This is a genomic window from Pelagimonas phthalicica (assembly GCF_004364805.1).
Classification (GTDB): domain Bacteria; phylum Pseudomonadota; class Alphaproteobacteria; order Rhodobacterales; family Rhodobacteraceae; genus Pelagimonas; species Pelagimonas phthalicica.
This window is the reverse complement of record NZ_SOAP01000002.1, coordinates 1,481,111-1,500,277: the sequence shown is the minus strand read 5'-3', so window position 1 is coordinate 1,500,277 and position 19,167 is coordinate 1,481,111. Positions and strand designations below refer to the sequence as shown.

The window sequence follows — 19,167 nt, the reverse complement described above, 5'->3', positions numbered from 1 at the left end:
GTCCTGTACTTCGGGCATATGGGAAGAATGTGGGGCGGCGCGGTGTTCCATACGCCTTGTCCCGGCGGCTCAAGCTTGGAGCGCCGGGTATATAATTCGAATGATGATCGCGACTGGGTACATCATGAGGGCGTTATAGGCCCGTGTTTGGCTGGGGTCCAGAGCCTTGGACCTCGCCGGATGCGGCAAAGATTCCTACTCTGCCGCTAGGCGCGCAACTGGTGCCGGGAATTGAAGGTAGGGATATGAAAAAATTAAGTTTTGCCATGGTTGCAATATTGGTTTCTTCGCAGGTAGCAATCGCGGATACGGCCCTATCCGGGACAGAAATCCGCAAATTCCTCTCCGGTGCCACCATTGTCTTCGAGGATGGCGAACAGAAATGGCAATCAAACGGGAAAACCGTAGCCATTTTCTTTTCGAGTCAGGGGCGCGAAGTGGTCAACGGAACCTGGAAGGTTGAGGGCAACAAACTATGCGAGAGTTTCCCCAATACGGGGCGGCAATGCATGAATGTTGTCGTCCTGACTGGCGGGGATGTGCGTTTTATTCCTGGCAATGGCAATCATTACACGGGATCTAAGATCAAATAGATGTCGCCGGGGCGGTTAACTTGCGCCGCAAGTGGCGCAGCGCTATGTGATGGCCGCCGTAAATAGGAAACCACAATGCCCAGGATCCCGCCGCGTTTTGACATCACCCGAGCAGAGATCGCTCAGGTTGTTGCCGCCTTTTACGAGGCCGTGCGCGCCCATCCCGGGTTGGGGCCGGTCTTTGCGGTGCATGTCAAGGATTGGGACAGGCATGAGGCCAAGATCGTCGATTTCTGGGCCAATGCGATCCTGCATGAGCGCAGCTATGACAGAAACCCTTTGGCGGTGCATCGCGACGCTGGAAACGTGCGGCCGGGCATGTTTGACGCCTGGCTCGGCCTCTTTGACAGCGTGCTGAGACGGGAGTTACGCCCCGACCAAGCGGCCGCCTGGTCTGCTCTCGCGCATCGCATCGGGCGTTCCTTGCGGGCCGGTGTGGTGGAAAAGCAAACCGGCGCTGATGGGGTGCCGATCTTGCGTTAGGCTCTGTTGACCAAACCCCAGCCATCACCGGCGCGTGTCGGATTTTGCTGCTGACAAGCTGATTTGACCGCAGCGATCTGGGGGATCGGAAGGGAAAATCAGAGCAGGCAGAAGCAAAATCCGCCGCGTCGCTTGCGATTTCGCCTAATTTTGCCAGCGCGTCGTTGTTTCCACTTGCAAGGGGGCCACCCTAGCTGCGCGAAAACGCCTAGCGCTGGCAAAATTTGGACTGAAACCGGTGGCGGCTGGGGTTTGTCAACAGAGCCTTAGCCGCGTGCCGCGGGCGCGGAAGGGGGCTCTGCCCCCTCTTGGCCCAAGGGCCAATTCACCCCCGGAGTATTTTCACCAAGAAGAAGCCAAAGCACCGCCCCCAGGTTTCTTTGGGCCAAAAAAATCCCAGGGAGTCCCGAGCCTGCTCGGGGCGGGGCAGCGCCCCAGCGACGTTGCTGCCAAACCAGACCTAAAAGAAGTCTATCTCCGGTCGCGCCAGCATCAGCCAGAAGATCGTTGCAACCGCGAAGAAGGCTGGGAAACCACACACAAACCAGATGCGGAACAGTGTGAAGTAGCGCGCGGGCAGGGCGGTGCCTTTGTCCACGCACTCACGCGCAATATTGCGCAATTGGATCTGGATCCAGACGACCGGCAGCCAAAACGCCCCAGTGAGAACATACAGCAGCAGCGATAGCAGGATCCATCCCTCGCTCAGCGCCCAGCCCAACTCTTGCGCCAGCAGAATCCCGGTGAGGGGTTGCAGCACCACCGCCGTCGCAGTGAAAACCGTATCGGCCAGCACGACCGTCCCCGCCACATGGGCGATCAGGCGGGCGTCGCGGGTCAGATGCGCCATCAGCATGAAAAACGCGATGCCCGCACCGGTGCCAAACAACACCGTAGCGCCAACGATATGCGCCCATCGCAAGGCCAGCTCGTATAGCATCAGCGCTCCTCCAGCAGGGCCCAAGTGATCAGGGACAGCATCAGTGCAGGCAGGATCTTGGCCAAGGGGCCCAGCGGGTCAAGCCAAAGCGCGGGCGTGACCAAGGTGCCAAGGCTGAGATAGATCAGGCAGACCACCGCCATGCCAAGACAGGCGCGCCGCGCCCAGGGGCGAAAAAGCAGTGCAGCGGCGAGGCCAATATCGACAAGCGACCAAAAGACCACCGAGGCCCGCGCCAGCCCCGATGACCACCCTTGCGCAGTCAGTTGCGAGGCAGCCTGATCAAGGCTGATGAGGCCGATCCCGCCGGAAAACAGCCAGAAGAGCGCCAGCACCGCCACGCAGATCGGCATCATAAGAAACATACGCGCCTGCAAACGGTGTTCCGGGCCAAGATGCAGCTCTTGCAGGGTTTTCTCCATGCTTTGCACTGGCTTTCCCACGCGCTTCCATGGGCCAGGATCGCCCACAATGTTCTGTCGCAAAACCTCGGTCGCGGTGCGGCGCAAGGGGCTGCGCCAGCCCAGACGCCCCAGCTGGTCTGCCATCCATGTGCTGGTGCCAAGACCCCAATTGGGGGCGCTCAGCTCTATTCGGGCCGGTGCAAAGCCCAGTGCGGCGCGATGGGCGCGGATGATCTCGGGCAGGGCGTGCGGGGTGTCTTCGACCAGATCATAGCTGCGCCCCAGCGGCACCTGACCGGCCACGGTCCGGCAAACAGCCTGTGCCACATCTACTGCCCCAACGGTTTGCATCTTAGCCTCGGGGAGGGCAGAGGCCTGTAGCAATGGCAGTGCCGCCAGCATGCGGATCAGGCCTGTGCCACCATAGGCCCCACGCGCCAGCACCAGCCCAGGGCGCAAGACCACCGCCCGCGCGCCCGATCCCAGCAACGCCGCATCCCCGCGCGCCTTTGATGACAGGAACAGGATCTCACTGTCCAAGTGTGCCCCAATGGCCGAGATCTGGATCACCAGACTGTCGCGCTCTTTCGCGGCCTCGGCCAGGGCGGCCAAAGCATGGTGATGCAGCGCTTCGAGATGGTCCCGCCCGCCATCCTGCAACGCTCCGGCGCAGTTCACCACCACATCTATGCCCTGCAGATCGGCCTGCCACGCCTCGGCCGTCAAGCGCCGTGCCATATCAATGTGATGAAACGCCAAACCGGGCAACCGCCGCGCTGCGGCTTGGGCATTGCGCCCCGCGACGATCACCTTATGGCCGGCCTGATCCAAGGCCTCACAAATCTCGGCCCCGATCAACCCATAGCCCCCTAGAACCAGAACCCGCTGCCCCATCAGATCACCCCACCCAGAGCCGTGCCATATGTCAAAACCTGCCTTGGCATAGGCCCCGAAAACCGACCTATCTTGTCACCAAGCATAACAGGCCATGCCCAATCAAAGGTCAAGCGATGTCATATCTGCGCGACATCTGCGCCCCTGCGTCAGCACGTCGCTTGCTATATCGCGCAGGGGCGGCATTCATGGCGCGGTTATGTGTGCGCAACGTTCAAAAGATCTGGCCATTATTGGCGCGGGTGTCGGCGGGTTGGCCCTGGGCCTGGCCATGAGGCGGGCCGGTTGGCGCGTGCGCGTCTTTGATCGCTTTGACACGCCCGCGCCGGTTGGCTCCGGGCTGGTCATTCAGCCGGTGGGGCAGGCTGTCTTGCACGGTCTGGGCATTGGGGAACGGGCTGAGGCTTTGGGCAACAAGATCTATCGCATGGCCGGGCAAGAGATCCGCCATGGGATCAAGGTTTTGGACGTGACCTATGACGCGCCGGGCAAGCCGCGCTTTGGTCTGGCCATTCACCGCGCTGCCCTGTTTGATTGCCTGTTTCAGGCCGCCTTGGACGCGGGTGTCGATATTCAATCCGGGCAAGAGGTCATTGCGGCAGACAAACACCATGTCGAAACCGCCGCAAGGCGCCATGGCCCCTTTGATCTGGTGGTCGATGCCTCTGGGGCCGGGTCGCGCCTCTCGCCGCTTTCGGCGCGCCAATTGCCGTTTGGAGCGCTATGGGCGACGGTGGATTGGCCCGACCAGGCACCGACACCTCTGGATGAGCTGCGGCAGTGTTATGACAAGGCCAATCATATGGTTGGCGTGCTGCCCATTGGTCAGATGACCGAGCGCGACAGCCAGCGTAAAACCGCGATTTTTTGGTCCCTGCCCACCGCCCATTACCGGGCCTGGCGCGCCAAGGGGATCGACGCCTGGCGCGCTGAGGCCAAGGCGCTCTGGCCCGAGTTCAGCCCCTTTGCCGATCAGGTGCAAAGCGCGGATCAGATGACCATGGCCTGCTATTCCCACGGCACATTGCGCCGTCCCTATACACGCGACCTGATCCTGATCGGGGATGCCGCGCACCGGGCCAGCCCACAGCTGGGGCAGGGGGCCAATATGGCCCTGCTCGACGCGGCCATTCTGGCCCGCGCCCTGCAAACCCATCCCGATGCCCTGACGCGCGCCGCCGAGCTTTATGCCAGTCAAAGGCGCTGGCATGTGCGGGCCTATCAGGCGATAAGTTGGGCCTTTACCCCTATGTATCAATCAGATAGTCGCGCTTTGCCCCTGATCCGAGACCGCGTCCTTGCACCGCTGGCCATGCGCCCAATGATGCGCCGCATCCTGACCCGGCTGGTCTGCGGCGATCTCCTCCCGCCGCATATCTAAGCTCGTCTAAGAAGACGTCCCAAGGTTTCTTTGGGCCAAAAATATCCCGGGGAATCGCGGGCTTGCCCGCGATGGGGCAGCGCCCCGCAAACCCGGCTACATATGAAACAGCGACCCAACCACAAAGGCGATCCCCGCCGCCATCGATCCAATCGCCAGGGTCTCCAGGCCTGAGCGCCACCAGCTGCTCAGCGACCAACGGCTTTTCAGCGTGCCAATGGCAAAGAAGCCCAGCAGGGTCAGCCCGACCGAGGCGGAAAACGCCTCGCCCCAGCCGATTAGAAATGGTAAAAGCGGGATCAGCCCGGCGATCAGGAAAGCGGCGAATGTCACCAGCGCGGCGCGCAGCGGATGGGGATCAACCGAGGCAAGGCCATATTCACCCTCGAGCATGGTGGCGATCCACCTCTCGCGCTGGGCGCTGAGCTGCGCCACCGCGCCCTCCAAAACTTCGCCCGACAACCCTTTTTGCGCCAGAATGGTGCGCAGCTCGCGTCTCTCGCCCTCAGGGTTCAGCGCGATGTGACGCTCTTCGACCTTGCGCAACCGGTTGATATTGTCGAGCTCGGCCTTGGTGGCGGAATAATTGCCCGCCGCCATGGAAAACCCGTCTGCCAGCACATTGGCCACCCCCAGCGCGACGATCACAAAAGGCGACAAACCGGCCCCGGCCACCCCGGCGACAATGGCAAAAGTGGTGATGGAGCCGTCAATCGCCCCATAGACAATGTCGCGCAGGTCGCCTCGGCCCGGAGGCTGCGACAGGCGCGCGTCGATTTCCTGTTGGCTATGCCCATGTTCCAAAGCGGTGGGGGCGGAGTGGCTATCTGGCATGCGGTGTCCTTTGCCTTGGCTGATCCAACCTCAGGATGGAACAGCGGCGGCCAAGGCACCATGCGCTGGATCAAACCCGGTCTGGTTCCGGGACGGGTTCTGGGGCTGTATCTGGCTCTGAAGGCGGCTGTTGTGGTGGGCCCGAGCGCAGCTGAACCCAGCGATTGAGCCAGGCCAGCCCAGCCAGAGACAGGCCGAGGAACATAAAGGAAAACACCCGCACCAGCCCCTGCAATCCGGAGATATCAATCAGGAACACCTTGGCCACCGCCAGCGCAATCAGCGCAACCCCGGCGCGGCGCAGGTGGTCGGAATTGCACGCCAACGCCTGATAGAACAGCGCCGCCCCGGCCAGCAAAAGCGCCAGCGTATAGGAGTATAGCTCGGGCTGGGTGGTGCCATATTGCCAAAGCATCTGGTCACTGCCGCGAAACCCATGCCGCAGGCTCAGCCCAATCCAGATCACCAATGTTGCGCCCCCCAGCACCGCCAGAACCAACCGGATCCAGAGCGGTTGCGTCTTGAGGAAATACGCCCCGGCCCCCAGCGCCAAAGCAGGCAGCAGATAGGCCGGGATCAGGGTGTTGAACAGGGCGATGCCGGCGATGTTTTGAAAGTCGATCAGCGGGTTGGCCAGGATCAGGCCCGAGCCAAGCGCCCCAAGCCCAAACAGCGCATAGAGCGCCGCCAGAGCGATGCGCAACCAGGCCATGGCCCCGCCCAATTGCAGGCGGATCAGCTGGGTCAGGGTCAGGCCAATCCAGATCGTGGCATGCAGGCCAAATTCCCAATGCAGGCTGTCCACCCCGCGCCCAACCAGCGTGTCAAAGATCTGGTACAGCGTCAGGCTGAGCGTCATGCCGCCCACCGACAGGATCGCGCTTTCGACAAAGACCTTGGAGCGCGGGCGCTCGATCGGTTCCAGCAGCCAATAGGCTCCGATCAGCGCCAGAAGCGTGCCGCCATAGCCCGCCAGCATTTGCAGGATCGGAGCCGAGACCGCCCAGTCAAGACCGGGGTCAAAGACCAGCCGAACGCCCAAGGCGATGATCCCGGCCGAGATATAGCCGCCCATCAAGGGCAGATCAAAACGCCGATCCAGCGCCGCTGCGGCGGCGACGGTGGCAGCCAGCGCCAGGGTTAGCGCGGCGTCAAACAGAACCACCGACAGGGCAAAAGCCAGGCAGGCCAGTGCAGAGATCGCGGCGATGGCAGGGCGGGTCTTATCCTTGGCGTCCGCGGCTGCGTAGCACGTGGCAAGCCAGGTCATCAGCGCCGCCAAAGCCAGCGCGTGAAAGGCCCAGGGCCAGGCTCCGATCAGGCTGACCGGTCGCCAGCTCAGCTCAAGCGCCAGCCCGGCCAAGGGCGGCACCAGCACCGCGCCCCCGGCCCAGAACCCGTTGAATTCCGGGGCACGCAGGCTGTGCCAGGCCGCGCCGATCCCGACCAGGGTGGCGGCACACAGGATCAGGCTGATATCCCAAAGCATCCGGACCTCGGTCTGCCCCTCTTGCGCGGCAAGCGTGGCGTTCATGGCAATGCGCACCGCCGCGCCTGCATCGGGCAGGGCGATCAGCACCAGCAGAGCCAGCGCGGAAAACAGCGCGTGATCCTGCAGGGCCGGGGCGGGCTTGGCCCAATAGGTAAAGAGCAGGGTCAGACCGGATAGCAGCGATAGGGAAATCCAGAAATGCAGGGCGCTTTGCGAGGCGGTCAACACCAGCATCACGCAGGCAAATAGCAGGGTGGGCAAAGACAGGCGCGCCGGGAAAATCGGCCAGCTGCGCCCTTTGACCCGCAGGACCGACTGGGTGATCGCCTCGATGGTGTTGGGGCCTTGATGGTCTGGCACCAGCGCGCGCGCCGGGATCAGCACCGCGAGCACGACCAGCCCGGCGACATAGGCGGCAAAAGCGGCAACACTGCCATCACTGGGCAGCAGCAACGCCAGGGTCAGGCCCGACGCCGCTCCGCCAATCAGCGCCAGCGCACTGATCCAGGCCCAGCGGCGCAAGCTGTCAATGCCAAGACCAAGCGCCGTGAGCAGGGCAAAATAGGCATAAAGCCATTCCGGCGTGTCGCTTTGCCCGCCGACAAGGAAGGGCGCGGCGAACCCTCCAATCAGCCCGATTGCGGCCAAAAGCGCGCCATGCATCCAGCCCAGAACCAGCCCCAACAGCGTGATGGCAAAGAGCGCGGCAAAGGCCGGGCCGGGGGCGATGAGATCGTAGAGCAGCCGCGCCGACAGGATCGCGCCCATCAGCGAAACCAACCCCGCGCCGCTGAGCACCGAGGGTAGATAGGCCGTGGCGCTGGCCGCATCATCGCCAAAGCGGCGGCGGATCCATTCGCCAGCCCCGATCAGCAGGAGGCCAAAACCCAGGGCGGCACCGATACGGGCGCGCGGGGTCAACAGCCCGGTTTCAATGCCATATTGCACAAGGAAGATGCCCGACAGGGCGAGCGAAAAGGCGGCGACCACATAGAACCAATTCTCGCGCAGCCAGGTGCCAAGCGCTTTGAACCGCTGAGAGTTGAACACCACCGATTGCGGTTCGGGCTTGGGCGGTTTGATCACGCGCGGGCCGTCCCAGACCGGTTGCGGTGCTTCGGTCTTGGCCTCGGCTTTGGGCGCGGGGCTGAGCGCGACGACATTTTCGGCTGCCAGCGCTTCGGGGCTGGGCTGTGCGGGGGCGATGGGGCGTTCAGGTGGGGTTTGCAAAGTCATCCGGTGGCGCAGTTCGGCCACAGATGCGCGCAACTCTTTGGTTTCACGGCGCAATGTCAGATGTGAGACGATCAGGGCGATCACGGCAATCGGCAAGGCCAGAACAGCAAGACCCAACAGAACAAACAAGGCTTCCATGAACGCGTTTCCCTTTTGCTGTCAAAAGGCTACCGCTTTGCGCCCCTGCTGAACAGGTGCGGGATACCCGACCTCACGGCGCGCGGCTCCAAATTCCATGCATGGAATTTGCAAATTCAGTCGACGGAATTTGGATCACCCAGCCGCGAGGGTCAGGTTTTTTCGGAGGAAAACAGCCCGCCGAGAGCCTGGCGGATCAGCCGGCGGACCGAGGGTTTTTCAGCAGTTGTAAACGGCAGGGGGCGGCAGACTTCGATGGCGGCCACGCCGACGCGGGCGGTGAGAGAGCCGTTGACCAGCCCTTCGCCAAAGCGGCGCGAGAGTTTGCCAAGCAGGCCACCACCCAGGATCGGCTCAAGCATATCATCCCCCACGGCCACGGCTCCGGTGGCGACCAGATGGGTCATCACCGCGCGGGTCAGCCGCCAGCTGCCCAAGGTGCCCGAACGCCCACCATAGATTTCGGCAATGCGGCGGATCATGCGCAGATTGGCGGTCAGCGCGGCAAAGACATCGGCCAGCGCCAGTGGCACCAGCGCGGTCACCGTGGCCACCTGACGCGCTGCCGCCTCGACCTCACGCTCGGCGGCCATGTCCAGCGGGGCGAGCAGCTCGGTTTCGGCCAGGCCCAGCAGGCCCGAGGCGTCAAAGATCTCGCCCTTGCGGTCTTGCAATCGGGCACGACCCCAACGGGTGTCATCGCGGCCGCGATAGAGGGTCAGCAATTGCTCGGTCACCCGGCGCGCGCCCTCAAGGTCTTCATCCGCCAGCGCGTTGTCAGCGGCGCGATGCAGCGAGTCTATGCGTGACAGGCGGTGAAAGGCGGCCAATTCCTTGATCGCGATCAGCGCACAGACCCCGACGAACAGCCCGATCAACCCGGTCACCGCCCAACCCAGCAGCGGATTGGCGGCGATCAAACCGGTGGCATAGTTCCACGCTGCAATCGAAATCACCGTGCCCAGCAAGGTCAGCAAGAGCCGCCAGAACCAGCGCGCCAGGGTCGAGGGCTGGCGGGCGGCCAGGGTGGCGACGGTGGTCATGGCCTGACCGCGTGGTGACAGATCCGTCGCTGTATCGGGCACTGGCGGGGCCTCAGCCGGTGAAGGGGCTGCAGTGCCTTGATCTTCCAACTCGATCAGAACCGGGCCTGACTTGCTGTCCTTGGGCGCGCTCATTGCGGCACCTCCTCGGAGTGATGGGATTGTGTGTTCAGGACGGGCCCAGCGGCAGGGGATTTGACGCCAAGCGCGTGCCATTCAAAGCGGATATCTGGCAGGCGCTCATCATTGGTGGAGCCATCGGTGCGCTCCACCTCGACAAAACCCTCGCGCTTGTAAAACCGCCGCGCGCCATGATTTGCGACAAAGGTCCAAAGCTCGAGCCGGGCATTGCAAGCTTTGGCGTGATTGAGCAGCGCCAGACCCACGCCATGGCCCTGCGCCGCCTGGGTCACAAAGAGCGAATGCACCATTTCCCCCTCGCGGGCGAGAAAGCCCAGAACCCGGTGTTCGGCGTCTTCGGCCACGGTGACCCAGCCGCGATCAATCAACATGCCCGCATGGGCCACGTCCTGCGCCGCCGTCCACAGCACCGGTTTCCAATCGCGCGCCTGAACCGCGTCTGTGATCATCGCACCAAGTTTGCCCGCATCGGTGGGTTTTGCCGGGCGCAGGAAAACGCCGCTCATAGCTTGTCCCCCAGCAGGAACTGCGCGGCGCGGTCGAGACGGATATGGGGCGGGCCGTCCCCGGGTTTGATGCTGAGCTGCGCGGGGGCGAAATTCATGATCTTGTAATCCTGTTCCAGCCAGCCCGTCGCCCCGTCGCGGGCTGGGCCTAGCAGATGGCTGGGGTCTTCGGGCAGGTTGCCGGGGAAAAACGCCGCCTGTTTGCCGGTCTCAAGCAAAGTGCCGCGCACGCAATCCAGCTCTTTGCCGCCATGGGTGATGGTCTGCTCGGTCGTGGCCCGCAAGGAGGCCAGCGCCAGCGCCTGTGTTTCGGCCCCGGCAAAGCGCGCGCGGTCACGCGCCTCGCGGGTCAGGGCCTCCATGATGGCGGTGAGGCGACCATGCTGGCTGTGATGCAGATGGTCGGATTTGGTGGCGGCAAAGAGGATCTTTTCCACCCGTTTGCCCAGCAAAAGCCGGGTGAGAAAGGCGTTGGCACCGGGGCGATAGGCGGTCAGGATATCGGCCATGGTCTGGCGCAGATCATCCAGCGCCCGTGGCCCGGCATGGATCGCGCCAAGCGCATCCACCAGCACAATCTGGCGATCAATCCGAGAAAAATGATCGCGAAAAAACGGTTTCACCACGCGGGATTTATAGGCCTCAAAGCGGCGCTCCATCTCGCGCCACAGTGATTTTCGCGGCACGGTGCCTTTGGGGGACAGGGGCGCAAAGGTCAGCACCGGTGAGCCAGCCAATTCGCCCGGAAGCAAAAAGCGACCGGGCAAGCAATCAGAGAAGCCAGCGGCGCGGGCGGTCTGCAGCGCCTTTGTATAGGCCTCGGCCAAGGCGCGGGCGCGGGTCTCGTCCAGCGGCTCTGTGCTGTCCTCGGCCTGAGCCATTTCAACAAATTCCGGGCCATCGGGGCGCAGGGCCATGCGGGTCAGCATCTCAGACGACCAATCCGCATAAGATTTGTCGAGCAAAGACAGATCCAGCAGCCATTCGCCGGGGTAATCGACGATATCCAGATGAATGGTACGCGGCCCCTGAAAGCCCGACAACATGCCGCTCGGCTGCACCTTGAGCGACAGGCGCAGCTCGGACACAGCGCGGGTCGAGTCTGGCCAGTGGGGCGTGCGCGAGGTCAGCGCGCCAAGGTGGTTTTCATAGTCAAAGCGCGGGATCGTGTCATCGGGTTGCGGTTGCAGATAGGCCGACAGGATGCGGCCCTCGTTTTGGGCAACCAGCTGCGACATGCGTCCGCGATCCAGCAGATTGGCCACAAGCGAGGTGATGAACACGGTCTTGCCCGCCCGCGCCAACCCGGTGACGCCCAGGCGAATGGTCGTATCGGTAAAGGGCGAGGTCAGGGTCTCGGTCACATCGCTGACAGAGCGGGTCAATGTGTCTGTTAATGCGCCGATAACCATTTAAGTTGCCCAAGTCTATTTGTTCATCGGCAACTTAGTCATCCCGGACCGGAACCACCAGAGGGGAGGGCAGGGGGAATTTTCGCGATTGGGGAGGCCCTGACCTTTGGAGGGGCAGGGCTTTGAGGCTAGTCACATGGAACTGATACGCGACATAGACAATTTGTAACCACACAGGTTCGCGCCCGGCACCGTGGGTGGGCGCTTCTATCCTTGGCAGCCGAGTGGTGGCATCGGATGACTGTGCATCTCGTTGAAACGTTAAGACGAATTCGCGCCCGCCCTGGGGGCGGGGTCGGGCGCGCCCCGGATCGCAAGCGATCTGGGGCGTTATCTCGATGATGAGAATTTCCTTTCCAGACCCTATGCAGACAGGTTCCACAGCGTCAGACCGGCAAAGCCGACGATCGGCATCAGTGTCATCAGCATGGAAACCGCCCGCGCATTGCCCCATCCGCGCACGCGGATGATATAGTAATGCAACAGCCGCCCCGCGACGATCACCAGCCCGCCGGTGATGATCCAGCGCGCGGGCGTGCCCGAAGTTTCCGCCGCCGCCATGGTGATCAACGCCATGGGGATGTTTTCGCAGAAATTGGCATGGGCACGTTGGTTGCGGCGCAGGTTCAGGTCACCTTCGTCATAGAAATGGACCTGATTGGGCACCCGGGCCGCCCCAACCAGCATGGTGATCACCACATGCATCAGCGCGAATCCAGCGACAAAATAGAGCGTTATCAAGGGCGTCATGCTGCGTTCCGCTTCCAGATTGCCAGCACGGCGCCGCCCGGATCGCGCAGGAAGGTGGCCGTGCCTGCCGGTCCTTCCAGCGCCTCGGCCAGGATGTCAGCACCGTTATCACGGGCCTTTTGGGTTTCGGCGCTCAGATCCTGGACCTCGATATAAGGCACCCAGCCGCTGACGCCCTCCATCGCGTCACACGTGGCGGCAAAGGGCATCTCGCCTCCATTGGTGAGAAAGGTCATCGGCCCGATATCCTGCGTGGTCCAGCCAAAAGTTTGCGCCAGAAAATCGGTGGTTTTGCCGCGGGCGGGGCCGATATTGTCGAACCAGACAAAGGGGGAAGTCATCTTGTTTCTCCTGTTGGAATATTGCTTGCAAATTGCAAGTGAGATGCTTGCGCGATTCACTTTTGATTTGCAAGCAAAGTTTTTAGCGCTAAGTCAGGCTCATGACAAAAGCTGACACTGCCGGGTCTGCTGGCCCCTCAAAACCCAAAGGCTGGAACAAAGAATGGAACGGTTGCCCGGTGCGCTACGCGGCGGGGGTGTTTGGCGATAAGTGGAGCTTTGTGCTGCTGCGCGACGTGCTGTTGCACGGCAAGCGTTATTATGGCGAATTTCAACGCTCAGAAGAGCGGATCTCGACCAATATTCTGGCCAATCGTCTGGCGCATCTGGTCGAGACCGGGATGCTGACCCGGCATATCGACAGCACCTCGCGCAATAAGGTGTTTTACCGCCCCACCGCCAAATCCCGCGCGCTGATTCCAGCCTTTTTGGGGGTCATGGTCTGGTCGACGGAATATGACAGCTGCACCGAGGCCCCCGACAGCTTTGCCAAGGCGTTTCGCAGTGACCCCAAAGGCACAATTGCCTGGTATGAGGCGGAAATCGACAAGGTGGATGCGGCTTTGCCTGATCCAGAGCCTTGATGTCCTGCGCTGTGGGCGCAGATTACAGGCATGAGTATTTTTGATCTGACTATTTTCAAGCGAAATCCGGGCTATGGCCGTTTGCTGGCCGCCTCGTCTATTACCAATCTGGGCGACGGGGTGTCGGCGCTGGCCTTTCCCTGGCTGGCCACCCTGATCACCCGTGACCCACTGCTGATCGCCATGGTGGGCGCGGCGGTGCGCCTGCCTTGGCTGCTATTTTCCATCCCCGCCGGGGTGATCACCGACCGCCATGACCGCAAACGGTTGATTGTCGGCAGTGATACGGTGCGCTTTGTCCTGACTCTGGCGGTGGTCGCGCTGATCCTGTCGGTGGTTGAGTTTCCTCCGGCGCGTGAGGGGCTGTATATTGCGGGCCTTACCGGCTTGGGCTTTGCTTTGGGGCTGGCCGAGGTGCTGCGGGACAATGCGGCGCAAACCCTGCTGCCGTCGATTGTGCAAAAGGACGATCTGGAGGCGGCCAATGGCACTCTCTGGACCGTCGAGAACATCATGGGCCATTTCATTGGCCCGCCTTTGGCCGGGGTGCTGATCGCGCTGGCCTTGCCTTTGCCCTTTCTGCTGGATGCGGTGAGCTTTGCCATCGCGGCGCTTTTGGTGGCGGGCATCGCCATCAAGCCCCGCGCTGCCCGCCCGTTGCGCAAGCCAAGGGATGAGATGCGCGAGGCCTGGGCCTGGATGCGCGCGCATCCGGTGATCTTGCGGCTGGCGGTGATGCTGGGGCTGCTCAATGGGCTGTCGATCATGGGCATGACGCTGATCATTCTGGTCAGCCAAGAGATATTGCAACTGGACGCGTTCTGGCACGGGGTGCTGATGACCTCCGCCGCGGCCGGGGGCGTGGCGGGGGGCGTCTTTGGCCCGCGCCTGATCAAGCGGATCGGGCAGGAACGCGCGGTCTGGCTGGCGCTGGCCCTGTTTCCGCTGCCGATGCTGGCGATTGCGGTGACATCCTCGGTCTGGGTTGTGGCGGTGGCTTTGTTTGTAGAAAGCGTCGCGGCGCTGGTCTGGAACATTGTCACGGTCAGCTATCGGCAACGGGTGATCCCGGACGAGCTGCTGGGCCGTGTGAACAGCGTCTATCGCTTTTTCGGCTGGGGCGGCATTCCGATTGGCGCGCTGTTGGGAGGATTGCTGGTCTCGCTGTTCGAAACCGGGCTGGGGCGCGAGCTGGCCTTGCGCCTGCCTTATCTTTTGGCGGCGGCGGGCATGGCCGGTCTGGCGCTATATGGCTGGCGAAAACTGCGGATTTCCTGACTGGATTTGAGCGCCGGGCCATGTGAGTTTTGGCGCTAGATAACGGGGGACGCAGATGAGTTTGACCCGAGGACAATTGATTGCGCTGGCCACGGCCCCTTTGCTGATCGGGTTCGCCCTGCGTCTGCCACTGGCCGTACTGCCCGATGCCGAGGCCAGCGCGGTGTCCGAGCATGTTCTGGTTGGCAGTCGCGCCGAGAATGCCCTGCATTTTGCCACGCAGAACCGGTTTGATTTACGCAGCTATCAAGACGGCAAATGGCAGGCCGAGACTGGCGCGCGCAGCTATCCCAACCCCGCTGTGGCCGAGGCGCTGGTGAGCAGTGCCGCCTGCGCGGATGCCGATTGCCAGTTTTTCTGGGCGGAAAGGGCCGATTATGACGGGTTGGTCGCGCAGGCTGTGGGGCGCAGCTATCGCTATTTATGGGCTGAGGCCGAGGGCAAGGTGGTTGCACTGATCGAGGATCATAAACTCTGGTGAGGCACTTGCTCTGAGTGGCCGCATCGCGCTATGGCGCGGACATGCCCAGATATGCTCTTCTTGTTGAATATGATGGCCGCCCCTTTGCCGGGTGGCAGCGCCAAGCGGATCAACCCTCGGTTCAGGGGGCGATTGAGGCGGCCTTGGCACGTCTTGAACCGCGCGAGCACACCATCGCCGCCGCCGGGCGCACCGATGCCGGGGTGCATGGGCGCGGGCAGGTGGCCCATTGCGACATGGACAAGGAGTGGGATCCGTTCCGGCTGGGCGAGGCGCTGAACTATCATTTGAAACCCGCCCCGGTGGCGATCCGCGCCTGTGCGGCGGTGGATGATGAATGGCATGCGCGGTTTTCAGCGGTCGAGCGGCGCTATCTGTTCCGCCTGCTGACCCGCCGCGCGCCCTGCACGCTAGAGGCCGGGCAAGTCTGGCGGGTCAATCATGAATTGGACGTCGAGGCGATGCGCGAAGGGGGCAAGCATCTGATCGGGTTGCATGATTTTACAACGTTTCGCAGCGTGATGTGTCAGTCGAAATCGCCGGTCAAGACTTTGGATGAGATCAAGATCGACCTTGTGGACGGGCTGGCTGGGCCTGAGATCCAGTTCCGCCTGCGCGCCCGCAGCTTTTTGCACAACCAAGTGCGCAGCATTGTCGGTTCCTTGGAACGCGTTGGGGCAGGGGCCTGGGAGCCGATCCGCATGAAAGAGGCGCTTGAGGCCTGCGACCGCTCTGCCTGCGGCCCGGTCTGTCCGGGGGATGGGCTGTACCTGACCGGAGTGGGCTATCCGGATGATCCGTTTGCAGGGATGTGATTTAGCATGGGGCCGAACGTAGCTCTTTTGATGGTTACCGCCCGGCTTTAGGCCGGGCAGCCCCCGACCGCCCCCACGGGCGGGGGCTTCACCCCCACCCGCGGTCGGGGGCTGCCCTTTGCGATTTTCTTCCATGCTGCGGGACGGCGATGCCGCGGCCCACGCACTTCTACCCGCCATCAGCCAAAGCGCTGGGCGGGTGGTCTCGTTCAATTCTCTAAGCCGTAAGGAAAACGGCGGCCGCCGAATGCGGATCGATTGCAGACCTTGCCAGGGCCTGCCCCTAGGGCGGGTTTCCCCGCCGCATTACAAGAATCGCGATTCCCGTGTTGCGGGATGATCCTGTTTTCGTGGAACCGGCATCGGTTTTGCCGCAGCCGGGTGAGCAAACCCTTACAGCACCGAACGCTGCCTTGGGGCGCCGCGCCCTACGCGCCGCCCCTAAGCAAAACCAAGAAAACCGCAATTTTGCCTTGGCGAGGCTCACTTCCTGACGAAAAGATGGGGCAAATAACCCCGGTGGTCAGCGGTATGAGGATGTCTTGATGCGCAATTTTCTGAACGCGATCTTTGGAGCTGAGAGCATTCGCAAAAGATCCAAGGCGCAAGGCGGCACGCAAGGGACCGGCGACGGGGCCAAACGCTTTGCCGGGCCGCATTCCAAAACGGCCAAGGGCACATCAGATCCGCGCCCTGCGCAATCCGGTGCAGACGTGGCTGAGGCGTTTCTGGCGCGCGCTGGCAATGAAAGCCGCGCCAAGGAAATCCCCGCCTGGGCTTTGCTCTTGCACTCGCCCTTTGATCCGCCCGAAAATCCCCAGTCCTGGATCGGTGGCGTGCCCAAGGCCCCCCCAGGTTTCGACTGGCCCCGCCATCCCGATGGAACGCGCCAGCATTTCCTGGCCCAGATTGACCTTGCAGCTTTGGGGGAGGGCGCTGGGTTGCCCAAATCGGGCGCTTTGCTGATCTTTCTGGCCTATTCCTGGTCGGATAATGCGCCAGATCACGGATATTGCTGCAAAATCCTGTCCGAGGAAGAGATGCAAGTCGCCGTGGAACAACCGATCCCAGATGATCTAGCGCCGCTGGATGAGCGCATGGCGTTCTTTACTGCCGCGCCTTGCTTTCCAAAACGGGGCGTGGATCTGGTTGCCTTTCTGGATGACGGACAGCGCCCGCCCAAGGGCGTGCCCTATGCGATGAACAAACCCGATCAATGGCTGCGAAATTGGGGGCTGGCCGCCGAGGAAGCGGCGGAAACCATGCGCCATTTCGATTCCTATCTGCGCGGATGGCTGGGCGCAGGCGGCAAGCTGAAGCTTGATGAGTTGCAAGACCGCATGACCAAGATGCCGCAAATTGGGGCCTATCGCACCCAATTTGACGAGGCTCTGGCCTTTCGCGATCACGGCCCGGAGCTGCTTGAGGCGCTGGCGGCCTGGCGGGATCATGCGGCAGCGCAACCGCCCCTAGCCCCCGTGGACCCCGAAGCCCTGCGCGCCCATTTCGTGCAACGGGCAGGTTTCGCCAGCAATCTGAAACCCAGTTCGGATGAGGTCTTCGGGCAAAACCTGCGATCCTGCTTGCTCGAAGGGTCCCATCTGGCGCTGTGGGAGGGGATCGATCACATGGTTTCAGACCCAGAGAAACTTGGGCAGATCAATGAAATCTATCGCGATTTTGCCGAAACCTATGCCACCGGTTGGCGCAATCACCGCCTGTTCGGGATCGAACCGGAATTTCCCAACAACAGCGAAGACAGGCGCGGACAAGACAGCGTCATCAGCATCGCCAGTGACGCCTTGCTTGGCACGCAATGCGAACATTTCTACGGCGTCTCGATCTGGTGCCGCAGCGAAGACATCGCCCAAGGCGCGCTGGGCAGCGGCCAGGTGATCCGCCATTGCGCCGTATAAGGGGGCAGCGGGCCAGCAACGCCCACCGCCACGCAAATTGCGCAGCCCAATCACACAATTTCGCTTGCTTTTACCCGCGCGCGTCCCTAAACGGCTGCGCATGATGATCAAAGCGACCCTCCGACGAGCCTGAGCTCCTCTCCCAGCGTGCCTTTCTGGGCGCGCAGCATCGCTTTGCGTCTTCTCACTCTCATCTCAACTTGACAGGCCCTTGCGCCCTTGCCACCAATCGGGCTTCTCCACGTGGCATTTGCAGGCCTCAGACTAAGGACAAGGACATGATCTCTTCCGTCTTGCCGACCTATAACCGCGCCCCTTTGCAATTCAACAAGGGTGAAGGCAGCTGGCTATATACCGAGGACGGGCGACGTCTGTTGGATCTGGGCTCGGGCATTGCGGTGAATGTGCTGGGGCATGCGCATCCGGCGCTGGTCGCCGCGCTGACCCATCAGGCGCAAAATCTGTGGCATGTCTCCAACCTCTATGACATCCCGCAACAGCAGGCGCTGGCGGATAAGCTGGTCGATCACAGCTTTGCCGATACGGTGTTCTTTACCAATTCCGGCACCGAAGCCTGTGAATTGGCGGTCAAGATGGCGCGCAAATACTGGCATGACAAAGGTCAGCCTGAGAAAACCGACATCATCACCTTTGGCGGTGCGTTTCATGGCCGGTCTTCTGCGGCGATTGCGGCGGTGAACACGCCCAAAATGGTCGAAGGCTTTGGCCCGCTGCTGCCCGGTTTTGCCCAGGTGCCCTGGCGCGATTGGGAGGCGCTGAACGAAACCATCACCGAAACCACCGGCGCGATCATGATCGAACCAGTGCAGGGCGAGGGCGGGATCAACGCGCTGCCCGATGCCGAGCTCAAGGCGCTGCGCGCGCTTTGCGACGACAAGGGCATCCTGCTGGTGCTGGATGAGGTGCAATGTGGCGTCGGCCGCACGGGCAAGCTCTTTGCCCATGAATGGGCCGGGATCACACCGGATATCATGATGGTGGCCAAGGGGATCGGCGGCGGCTTCCCGCTGGGCGCGGTTCTGGCCACCGAAGAGGCGGCCTCGGGCATGGTTGCGGGCACCCATGGCTCCACCTATGGCGGCAACCCGCTGGGCTGCGCCGTGGGCAAGGCCGTGCTGGACATCGTCGCCGAACCGGCCTTCCTCGACGAGGTCAACGCCAAGGCAGGCCTCTTGCGTCAAAAGCTCGAAGGGCTGGTGGCCAGCCATCCCGACATCTTTGAAGAGGTGCGTGGATCGGGCCTGATGCTGGGCCTGCGCTGCAAGGTCCCTGCAGGCGATGTGGTCCAGGCGGGCTATGATCAGGACGTGATCACCGTGCCCGCCGCCGATAACGTGATCCGCCTGCTGCCCGCGCTCAACATCACATCCGAGGATATCGACGCCGCCTTTGCCCGCCTCGATGCTGCGGCGACCTCTCTCGAAACGGAACACGCCTAAGGTTTCTTTGGGCCTCAAATATCCCGGGGAGTCCCGCGCCCGGCG

18 protein-coding genes are annotated in these 19,167 nt (G+C 62.4%); 9 read left to right on the top strand and 9 right to left on the bottom strand.

Translation table 11 applies throughout. The features are described from left to right. Positions 1–143: 143 nt before the first annotated feature. Positions 144–593, top strand: a complete 450-nt coding sequence (locus tag CLV87_RS17410; protein ID WP_133840822.1) for a hypothetical protein — start codon at positions 144–146, stop codon at positions 591–593. A gap of 75 nt (positions 594–668) precedes the next feature. Continuing rightward, on the top strand, positions 669–1,076 hold the full coding sequence (locus CLV87_RS17405; RefSeq protein WP_099247429.1) for a group III truncated hemoglobin: 408 nt from the start codon (positions 669–671) through the stop codon (positions 1,074–1,076). Between the two features lie 460 nt (positions 1,077–1,536). Here the strand turns inward: CLV87_RS17405 and CLV87_RS17400 are convergent, their stop codons facing one another. Continuing rightward, on the bottom strand, positions 1,537–2,016 hold the full coding sequence (locus CLV87_RS17400; RefSeq protein ID WP_099247427.1) for a DUF2269 family protein: 480 nt from the start codon (positions 2,014–2,016) through the stop codon (positions 1,537–1,539). Further along, positions 2,016–3,314 carry an SDR family oxidoreductase gene (locus CLV87_RS17395; protein WP_099247425.1) on the bottom strand — a complete coding sequence of 433 codons (1,299 nt, stop codon included), beginning with the start codon at positions 3,312–3,314 and terminating at the stop codon, positions 2,016–2,018. Before CLV87_RS17395 ends, CLV87_RS17400 begins: the two co-directional genes overlap by 1 nt. A 199-nt stretch (positions 3,315–3,513) precedes the next feature. On the opposite strand from CLV87_RS17395, the gene CLV87_RS17390 reads away from it, so the two are divergent. After that, positions 3,514–4,695, top strand: a complete 1,182-nt coding sequence (locus CLV87_RS17390) for an FAD-dependent oxidoreductase (protein ID WP_099247423.1) — start codon at positions 3,514–3,516, stop codon at positions 4,693–4,695. A gap of 96 nt (positions 4,696–4,791) precedes the next feature. Here the strand turns inward: CLV87_RS17390 and CLV87_RS17385 are convergent, their stop codons facing one another. The 7 genes from CLV87_RS17385 to CLV87_RS17355 form a co-directional block, all read right to left on the bottom strand. After that, positions 4,792–5,529, bottom strand: coding sequence for a VIT1/CCC1 transporter family protein (locus CLV87_RS17385; protein WP_099247421.1), 738 nt, complete (start codon positions 5,527–5,529; stop codon positions 4,792–4,794). Positions 5,530–5,599: 70 nt separating this feature from the next. After that, positions 5,600–8,395: a DUF2339 domain-containing protein gene (locus CLV87_RS17380; RefSeq protein WP_099247419.1), complete on the bottom strand. Its 2,796-nt coding sequence runs from the start codon at positions 8,393–8,395 to the stop codon at positions 5,600–5,602. A gap of 152 nt (positions 8,396–8,547) precedes the next feature. Beyond that, complete coding sequence (locus CLV87_RS17375; RefSeq protein ID WP_099247417.1) at positions 8,548–9,573, bottom strand: YcjF family protein; 1,026 nt, start codon at positions 9,571–9,573, stop codon at positions 8,548–8,550. Then, the gene (locus CLV87_RS17370) at positions 9,570–10,085 is read right to left on the bottom strand and encodes a GNAT family N-acetyltransferase (RefSeq protein ID WP_099247415.1); all 516 of its coding nucleotides are present in this window, start codon (positions 10,083–10,085) and stop codon (positions 9,570–9,572) included. The genes CLV87_RS17375 and CLV87_RS17370 overlap by 4 nt, the downstream gene beginning before the upstream one ends. Beyond that, positions 10,082–11,497 (bottom strand): YcjX family GTP-binding protein, encoded by a 1,416-nt coding sequence (locus tag CLV87_RS17365; RefSeq protein WP_099247413.1) that lies wholly within the window; start codon positions 11,495–11,497, stop codon positions 10,082–10,084. The genes CLV87_RS17370 and CLV87_RS17365 overlap by 4 nt, the downstream gene beginning before the upstream one ends. Positions 11,498–11,860: 363 nt before the next feature. Beyond that, positions 11,861–12,247: an MAPEG family protein gene (locus CLV87_RS17360; RefSeq protein WP_099247411.1), complete on the bottom strand. Its 387-nt coding sequence runs from the start codon at positions 12,245–12,247 to the stop codon at positions 11,861–11,863. Continuing rightward, positions 12,244–12,588: a VOC family protein gene (locus tag CLV87_RS17355; protein WP_099247409.1), complete on the bottom strand. Its 345-nt coding sequence runs from the start codon at positions 12,586–12,588 to the stop codon at positions 12,244–12,246. Before CLV87_RS17355 ends, CLV87_RS17360 begins: the two co-directional genes overlap by 4 nt. Before the next feature lie 101 nt (positions 12,589–12,689). Between CLV87_RS17355 and CLV87_RS17350 the strand changes: the two genes are divergently transcribed. The 6 genes from CLV87_RS17350 to CLV87_RS17325 all read left to right on the top strand — a co-directional run bounded on the left by CLV87_RS17350 (position 12,690) and on the right by CLV87_RS17325 (position 19,122). Continuing rightward, positions 12,690–13,172, top strand: a complete 483-nt coding sequence (locus CLV87_RS17350) for a winged helix-turn-helix transcriptional regulator (protein ID WP_099247407.1) — start codon at positions 12,690–12,692, stop codon at positions 13,170–13,172. 30 nt (positions 13,173–13,202) lie between these two features. Beyond that, positions 13,203–14,450 carry an MFS transporter gene (locus CLV87_RS17345; protein ID WP_099247405.1) on the top strand — a complete coding sequence of 416 codons (1,248 nt, stop codon included), beginning with the start codon at positions 13,203–13,205 and terminating at the stop codon, positions 14,448–14,450. A gap of 55 nt (positions 14,451–14,505) precedes the next feature. Next, positions 14,506–14,931, top strand: coding sequence for a hypothetical protein (locus tag CLV87_RS17340; protein ID WP_099247403.1), 426 nt, complete (start codon positions 14,506–14,508; stop codon positions 14,929–14,931). Positions 14,932–14,972: 41 nt separating this feature from the next. After that, complete coding sequence (truA, locus tag CLV87_RS17335; protein WP_099247937.1) at positions 14,973–15,746, top strand: tRNA pseudouridine(38-40) synthase TruA; 774 nt, start codon at positions 14,973–14,975, stop codon at positions 15,744–15,746. 545 nt (positions 15,747–16,291) lie between these two features. After that, entirely contained in the window at positions 16,292–17,662 is a 1,371-nt protein-coding gene (locus CLV87_RS17330) for a DUF1963 domain-containing protein (RefSeq protein ID WP_099247401.1), read from the top strand. Between the two features lie 278 nt (positions 17,663–17,940). Further along, entirely contained in the window at positions 17,941–19,122 is a 1,182-nt protein-coding gene (locus tag CLV87_RS17325; protein WP_099247399.1) for an aspartate aminotransferase family protein, read from the top strand. Positions 19,123–19,167 lie beyond the last annotated feature (45 nt).

Bases quoted from the DNA above. Each gene is read 5' to 3' on its own strand.
- CLV87_RS17330 (WP_099247401.1), top strand. From the start codon at position 16,292: ATGCGCAATTTTCTGAACGCGATCTTTGGAGCTGAGAGCATTCGCAAA.
- CLV87_RS17405 (WP_099247429.1), top strand. From the start codon at position 669: ATGCCCAGGATCCCGCCGCGTTTTGACATCACCCGAGCAGAGATCGCT.
- CLV87_RS17325 (WP_099247399.1), top strand. From the start codon at position 17,941: ATGATCTCTTCCGTCTTGCCGACCTATAACCGCGCCCCTTTGCAATTC.
- CLV87_RS17345 (WP_099247405.1), top strand. From the start codon at position 13,203: ATGAGTATTTTTGATCTGACTATTTTCAAGCGAAATCCGGGCTATGGC.
- CLV87_RS17390 (WP_099247423.1), top strand. From the start codon at position 3,514: ATGTGTGCGCAACGTTCAAAAGATCTGGCCATTATTGGCGCGGGTGTC.
- CLV87_RS17375 (WP_099247417.1), bottom strand. From the start codon at position 9,573: ATGAGCGCGCCCAAGGACAGCAAGTCAGGCCCGGTTCTGATCGAGTTG.
- CLV87_RS17370 (WP_099247415.1), bottom strand. From the start codon at position 10,085: ATGAGCGGCGTTTTCCTGCGCCCGGCAAAACCCACCGATGCGGGCAAA.
- CLV87_RS17395 (WP_099247425.1), bottom strand. From the start codon at position 3,314: ATGGGGCAGCGGGTTCTGGTTCTAGGGGGCTATGGGTTGATCGGGGCC.
- CLV87_RS17360 (WP_099247411.1), bottom strand. From the start codon at position 12,247: ATGACGCCCTTGATAACGCTCTATTTTGTCGCTGGATTCGCGCTGATG.
- CLV87_RS17380 (WP_099247419.1), bottom strand. From the start codon at position 8,395: ATGGAAGCCTTGTTTGTTCTGTTGGGTCTTGCTGTTCTGGCCTTGCCG.
- CLV87_RS17365 (WP_099247413.1), bottom strand. From the start codon at position 11,497: ATGGTTATCGGCGCATTAACAGACACATTGACCCGCTCTGTCAGCGAT.
- CLV87_RS17355 (WP_099247409.1), bottom strand. From the start codon at position 12,588: ATGACTTCCCCCTTTGTCTGGTTCGACAATATCGGCCCCGCCCGCGGC.
- CLV87_RS17350 (WP_099247407.1), top strand. From the start codon at position 12,690: ATGACAAAAGCTGACACTGCCGGGTCTGCTGGCCCCTCAAAACCCAAA.
- CLV87_RS17400 (WP_099247427.1), bottom strand. From the start codon at position 2,016: ATGCTATACGAGCTGGCCTTGCGATGGGCGCATATCGTTGGCGCTACG.
- CLV87_RS17340 (WP_099247403.1), top strand. From the start codon at position 14,506: ATGAGTTTGACCCGAGGACAATTGATTGCGCTGGCCACGGCCCCTTTG.
- truA (WP_099247937.1), top strand. From the start codon at position 14,973: ATGCCCAGATATGCTCTTCTTGTTGAATATGATGGCCGCCCCTTTGCC.
- CLV87_RS17385 (WP_099247421.1), bottom strand. From the start codon at position 5,529: ATGCCAGATAGCCACTCCGCCCCCACCGCTTTGGAACATGGGCATAGC.